A 5,716-nucleotide genomic window follows, 5' to 3' on the forward strand; every position below is an offset into this window, starting at 1 on the left:
CGCGGAGCCGGCGAAGACCAGGAGAATCATGTCTCCATCCCCCCAGATCCGTCGCACGATGGAATCGCGATCGACGAAATCCCCTGCCCTGCCCCGCTCGCAGGCATCTTCCGGCGGCAGCACTGCCGTGGAATCCGCCGAATCGGGAGCACGTCCGCGGTGAAACGCAGGCGGCGCGGCCTCAGCCCTCAATGTCCACCTCCTCCACGTTGTCGAACCGCTCCGTGTCGATCAGCACCACGTAGGGATCGATCCCGGCGTCGGACGGCTTCTTGGGCACGGTTACGGTAATCGTGTGCTGGCCGGAGCGGATGCGGTGCATGCGCAGGTACAGTGTTTCGCCGAACTCGCTGCCCTGCCCCTCCGTCGGCGCGAAGACCCCGATGGGCACCCACTCGTCCATCGGCACCTCCGTCTCCACGCCCGTGGGCGCGACGGTCACCTTGCGTGCCTTCACCCGGATCGTCACCTGCCAGGTGCCGGCGTCCGTCTTTCGGGCCGCGGCGCGCTCCGTCTCCAGCTCCCAGAAGGTGTTCGCCGCGAACAGGTCGTGAAGCAGCGGCCGCAGCGAATCCGGCGTGACCGCCTGCAGCTCGCGGTACAGGTCCAGCGAGGTCGCGCCGCCCGGACGCGGGTTTTCCATCAGGCGCCTGAACGCCAGGTCCACGCGCTCCCGGCCCATGTACTCGCTCATGGCGAACAGCGCGAACGGGCCCTTTCGGTAGGCGGCGTACGGGTCCAGCGCCCGCAGCAGCGGCTGCGACTGGCGGATGGGCGGAATGGGCGACGGCTGGCGGAAGAAGCGCAGAAGCCGCCGCAGGTGGTCGCGCCCGTAGGTATCCTCGATTGCGCCCATCGCGGCGTACCACGCGAAGCTTTCGGTGATCAGCGGGGCGCCCTCGGCAAAGGCGTACGAAACGCCCCATTGATGCGCCATCTCGTGCGCGATGACGGCGAAGGGCATGTCGAGCCCCTGCGGGTCCTTGTCCGGATTGTACCGCGTGAACCCTTCCGTGTAGTCGATGGTCCCCGGCTCAGCGTGCGCCCCGAGCCCCTGTCCGGGATTCTCTACCAGGCGGATGATGCTGCCGTGCCGGTACCGGCCGTACGCACGGGTGTTGTACGCCAGCGACGCGCGCACGCTGCGGAGCATGCGCTGCAGGTTGGCGGCATGCGCGGGGTGATGGTACATCTGGATGGTGACCGACTGCCCCGCGCCCGCCGGAGGCGTCCACCTCTCCTCGTGCACCGCGTACGCGGCGGAAAAGAAGGCGTACTCGCTGCCGATGGGCGTGTCCGTCACGTAGTGGAAGTAGCGGCGTCCCCGTTCCGTCCACGTGCGGCGCAGCGCTCCGGGGGCGACGGCGACCTGGCCCGCGTCCGTCCCGATGACCGCATCCAGGGTGATGCGCTCGGGGCCGGTCGATTCCCGTTCGCCCGTGACGTCGCCGGCCTCGGCGAGCGTGGGGACCATGGGCCGCGCGGGAAGCCCCTGCGCGCGCCGTTCGCTGGGCTTGAAGAGCTCGCGCCCCTTCTGGTAGCCGATTGCCGGAAGCCAGTCCTGCCCTCGGAAATAGGTGCTAGCCTTCGTCACGGACAGGACCGGGTCGACCCCGCCGTTCCGGAAGCCGCGCTGCGCCACGCGCACCGTGAAGTGGAGGCGCAGCGAGTCGCCCGGCTGCAGCGGCTGCCGCAGGGCGTAGATGCGATGCCGGTGCTCCGCGTCTGCCAGCATGCGCGTGGCGGGGCGGTCGAAGCTCACGTCCCCGGTTTCGACGCCGATGGCGGGCGCCAGGTGGATGGAATCGATCGCGCCCTTCGTGTGGTTCACCAGGTGATAGGTGCCGCGGAGATCCGCCGCCCGCCGCCGGGGATGGATCTCCACGCGGAGGGTGACGCCGGCCAGGCGCGGCTGCGGAACGTCCGCGTATCGTCCGTAGCGCCGCTCGTACTCGGCGCGCAACTCCGCGACACCGGCGGCGGTGCGGTACTGGTTGAGGACGTTCGTGTTGTAGAAGATGAACCCGCCCAGCCCCAGGATGAGCCCTACCGCCAGCGCGGCGGCCCCCGCCGTCGGCCGCGTGAACCGGCCGCGGGCCAGGTGCATGCGAGTGCGCAGCTTCTTCTCCAGCCCGCGCACCCAGAGCAGCCGCGCCGCGACCGCCAGCAGCAGCGCCCACGCGGCCCAGTACATCATGAACCACAGCCACGGCCCCAGCGACGCGCCAAAGCCTCGCATGTCCGAGTACTTCCACTCCGGCATCGCGCCGTAGACGAGCAGGTTGTGCCCGACCCCGAGACGGTCGGCGAAGATGATCAGCGCATAGATGATCAGGGCCGCCATGTGGCCCAGGTACTTCTGGTTGATCATCCCCTGCACCGCCAGGGCGAGCAGCGCGAACAGCAGGTATTCGGGAAGCTGCAGACCGAACAGGACCTTCAGGTAGAGGCCCACCTGGAACTCGTGGTACCCCATGCTCACCTGGATCAGCATGCCGATGATCATCAGCACGAGCATCCACGCGGCGAGCAGCAGGCCCAGCGCCCCGAACTTGCCCAGAAACGGCACCCACTCCGGCACCGGCGTCGCATCCGAAATCTCCCCCAGCCCCGCCTCGCGCTCACGCCAGACCAGCTCGCCGGCCCAGATCACGGTGAGCATGGGGATGACGAGCCACGGCGTCATGAAGTTGGTCAGCGGCGTCGCCAGGAACGTGAGGACGTAGCCGGTCCGCGGCAGCATAGGCGTGCCCATGTTCACCAGGTGCTCGGGCAGAATCATCACCGCCACGACGGCGATGGGGATCGTGACGATCAGCCCGACCCGGCTCTTCGCGACGGCTCGGAACGACGTCCACGCGATGTCCAGCGCCTGCCGCACGTGCGTCGCGAAGCCGAAGGTTCCTTGCACGCGCGGAACCTCGATGGCGTTCCTCGCCCGCTCGGTGCCGGAGGGCGTGGGAGCGTGCGCCACACGCCGGCGCCCGATGCGGCTCCACCACGGCTGCGCGGCCAGGTGCTCGAACCGGAAGCGGGCGTACGTGAACGCCAGCACGGCGGCCGCGATGCCCACCCACAGGAGGCGCCGCCAGAGCAGCGCGCCCTCCAGCCGCAGGAGGCGCGTGTTCTTCTCGACCGGCGTCCAGTTCGTCGTAACGTCGAAAATGGTCATGTGGCCCAGGGCGTCGAGCACCGTCGCCAGCGCCAGATCGTCGAGAAAGACCATGACGGCGACCATCCCGCCGTATACGACCGAGAACAGGATCACGCTCCCCACGTAGCTGCCGATGGCCCGCCGCCCCCGCGTGGCCACCGCAAACTGGATGGCGGTGACGATGAAGGCGTTCGGCAGCGCGAGATAGGCGTACGTGGTGAGGTAGGCCATCGGGCGGAACGGTCCGACCACCTGCGCGTCCACGCCGGGCAGGTACACGGCCAGCATCACGCCCACCGGCACGGCCAGCATGATCAGCGCGTTCAGGGCGAACGCGGCCAGGAACCGCCCGCCCAGGTACTGGCCCCTGGTGATGGAGGCGGTCCAGGTGAGGGGATGCAACCCCGCCTCCACGTCGCGCACCGCCACCTCGCCCGCAACGCTCGCCCCCAGCAGGAGCCAGAACAGGCCGCAGAAGATGGTGACGACGGCGATGACGTACGGCGAGTTGATGTAGAAGTCGCCGTAGAGGGCGTCGGCCAGGAAGTTCTTCCGCACGAACAGGTACGCGACCACCACCATCGCCACGAACGGCAGCCACGTGGAAAGCCGGCGTACCTGGTAGGCGAACTCGAAGCGGAAGATCTCGCGCAGCTTCATGCCGCCGCCTCCGCCCGCTCGCGCCGCCGTCCGAGGTGGCCGGCCATGGTGGTGAAGTAGACGTCCTCCAGATCGGGCTCGGCGGGGTCGAAACCCGGGCCGGGCGATCCATCCGCGTAGACGTGCACCAGGGTCTTTCCGGCGAGCAGCTTGGTGGAGATCACCGCGTGCTCCCGCTCCATCTCCGCCAGCGCGCGCTTCTCGATCACGCTGCGCCAGATCCGCCCCCGCATCTGCTCGATGGCGCCCAGCGGCTCCGCTTCCAGCAGGATCTCGCCGCGGTCGATGATGGCCATCCGCGTGCACAGCTCGCTGACGTCCTCCACGATATGCGTCGAGAGGATCACGGCGCTGTTCTCGCCCAGTTCGCTCAGCAGGTTCAGGAACCGCACGCGCTCCGCCGGGTCCAGCCCCGCCGTCGGCTCATCGACGATCAGCAGCTTGGGATTGCCCAGCAGCGCCACCGCCACGCCGAACCGCTGCCGCATGCCGCCCGAGTAGCCGCCCAGCTTCTGCTTGCGCACGTCCCACAGGTTCGTCTGCCGGAGCAGCGCCTCTACCACCTCCTTGCGCGCCCTCCGGTCGGCGATGCCCTTGAGGATGGCGAAGTGCTCCAGCAGCTCCTCGGCGCTCACCTTGGGATACACGCCGAACTCCTGCGGCAGGTACCCGAGCGTCTGCCGGACGCGGTCCTTTTCGCGCACGACGTCGATCTCGCCGAGCTGGATACTGCCGCTGTCCGGCTCCTGCAGCGTCGCCAGGATGCGCATCAGCGTAGACTTGCCGGCGCCGTTTGGCCCCAGCAGTCCGTACATCCCCGCCGGGATCGTAAGCGTTACGTCCTTCAGCGCCTGCACGCCGTTGGGGTAGGTCTTGGATACGTCGCGGATCTGCAGTTCCATGGCTTTCCCACTGTGTACGACGCTCAGGCGGATTCCCGTGCACTCGCGTGTCTTTCCTGAGCACCAAGCACTTTACACCACAAAGAACTTGTGCGCAAGGGTCCCACGCTTGGGGGAGCCCGGCCGCGAATCTCCTCCCGGCCGCCGTCCGTATTGTCCTGTGGATAGCCGGCCTGGCTTTCGGCGAACGAAGGTCTTGCGCGCCGGCCCCGCCCCGGGCCCTTGTTGGCCAGGGGGACTGCACGATCACAGCGGACGGTATGGCAGAGAAGCAGGAGGCAAGCAGTACCCGCCGAGGAAGAAAACCGAAGCTGACACGTACTTATTGCGTGGGCTGCTGGAGGGAATTCAAAACCGATGGGCAGATCCCCTGCCCTGCTTGTGGAAGTAGCCCGGTGCTGCCTAAACGAGAAAGCCTGGGCTACCGTATCCTGATGTGGATCCTGTGGGTGGACGCTGCAATCTCGATCGGTATGGGGATCTTGCTGGTGGGGAGCTGCGGCTGAAGGCCCAGGGCGCCAGCGACCAGCACAACGAACGATCCGGCGGAGCTCGGGAACCCCGAACCCCACCGGATGCGTATCCTGGCGCTACGTCAGGACCTTCACCTTCCTCAACAGTGCGCCGGGCGCCGCGCCCTGGCTCAGGGCGCCGGGGGGCGCATCCCGAGCCGCTGCTGCAGCCACACCAGACGGTCGCGCGCAGCCTCGGCGTTCAGGCCGTGCCCCGCGTTGTACCAGAGGATCGTCTTGGGATTGCGCACCGCGGCGTGCAGCCGCTCGGCATCGCGCGGCGGGACGAGGTCGTCCTGCCGCCCCGACTGCAGCAGGAGGGGCGTCGGCGACGCGAAGCCCACGTACTTGATCGGCTCGATCGGGATCATCGACTCGAGCCAGCGCCGCCGCTCCGCGCACGCGAGCCCGGCGAGCGGGCTGTCGCCGTCCTCGGGGCCGGCGAAGTGCGAGACGAGCCCGCCGTCGGCCACGGCGAGAATGCCCGT

Annotated in this window: 2 protein-coding genes and 1 pseudogene; all 3 read right to left on the bottom strand. The window is 68.5% G+C overall.

Features of this window, described 5'->3' with window-relative positions; all coding sequences use genetic code 11:
* Positions 1-181: 181 nt before the first annotated feature.
* On the bottom strand, positions 182-3,814 hold the full coding sequence (locus VIB55_RS11505; RefSeq protein WP_331876806.1) for a hypothetical protein: 3,633 nt from the start codon (positions 3,812-3,814) through the stop codon (positions 182-184).
* Entirely contained in the window at positions 3,811-4,716 is a 906-nt protein-coding gene (locus VIB55_RS11510) for an ABC transporter ATP-binding protein (RefSeq protein ID WP_331876807.1), read from the bottom strand. The genes VIB55_RS11505 and VIB55_RS11510 overlap by 4 nt, the downstream gene beginning before the upstream one ends.
* Positions 4,717-5,359: 643 nt before the next feature.
* Positions 5,360-5,716: pseudogene (locus VIB55_RS11515) on the bottom strand (hypothetical protein); the annotation flags it as partial.

The sequence above is a fragment of the Longimicrobium sp. genome (assembly GCF_036554565.1).
Lineage (GTDB): Bacteria > Gemmatimonadota > Gemmatimonadetes > Longimicrobiales > Longimicrobiaceae > Longimicrobium.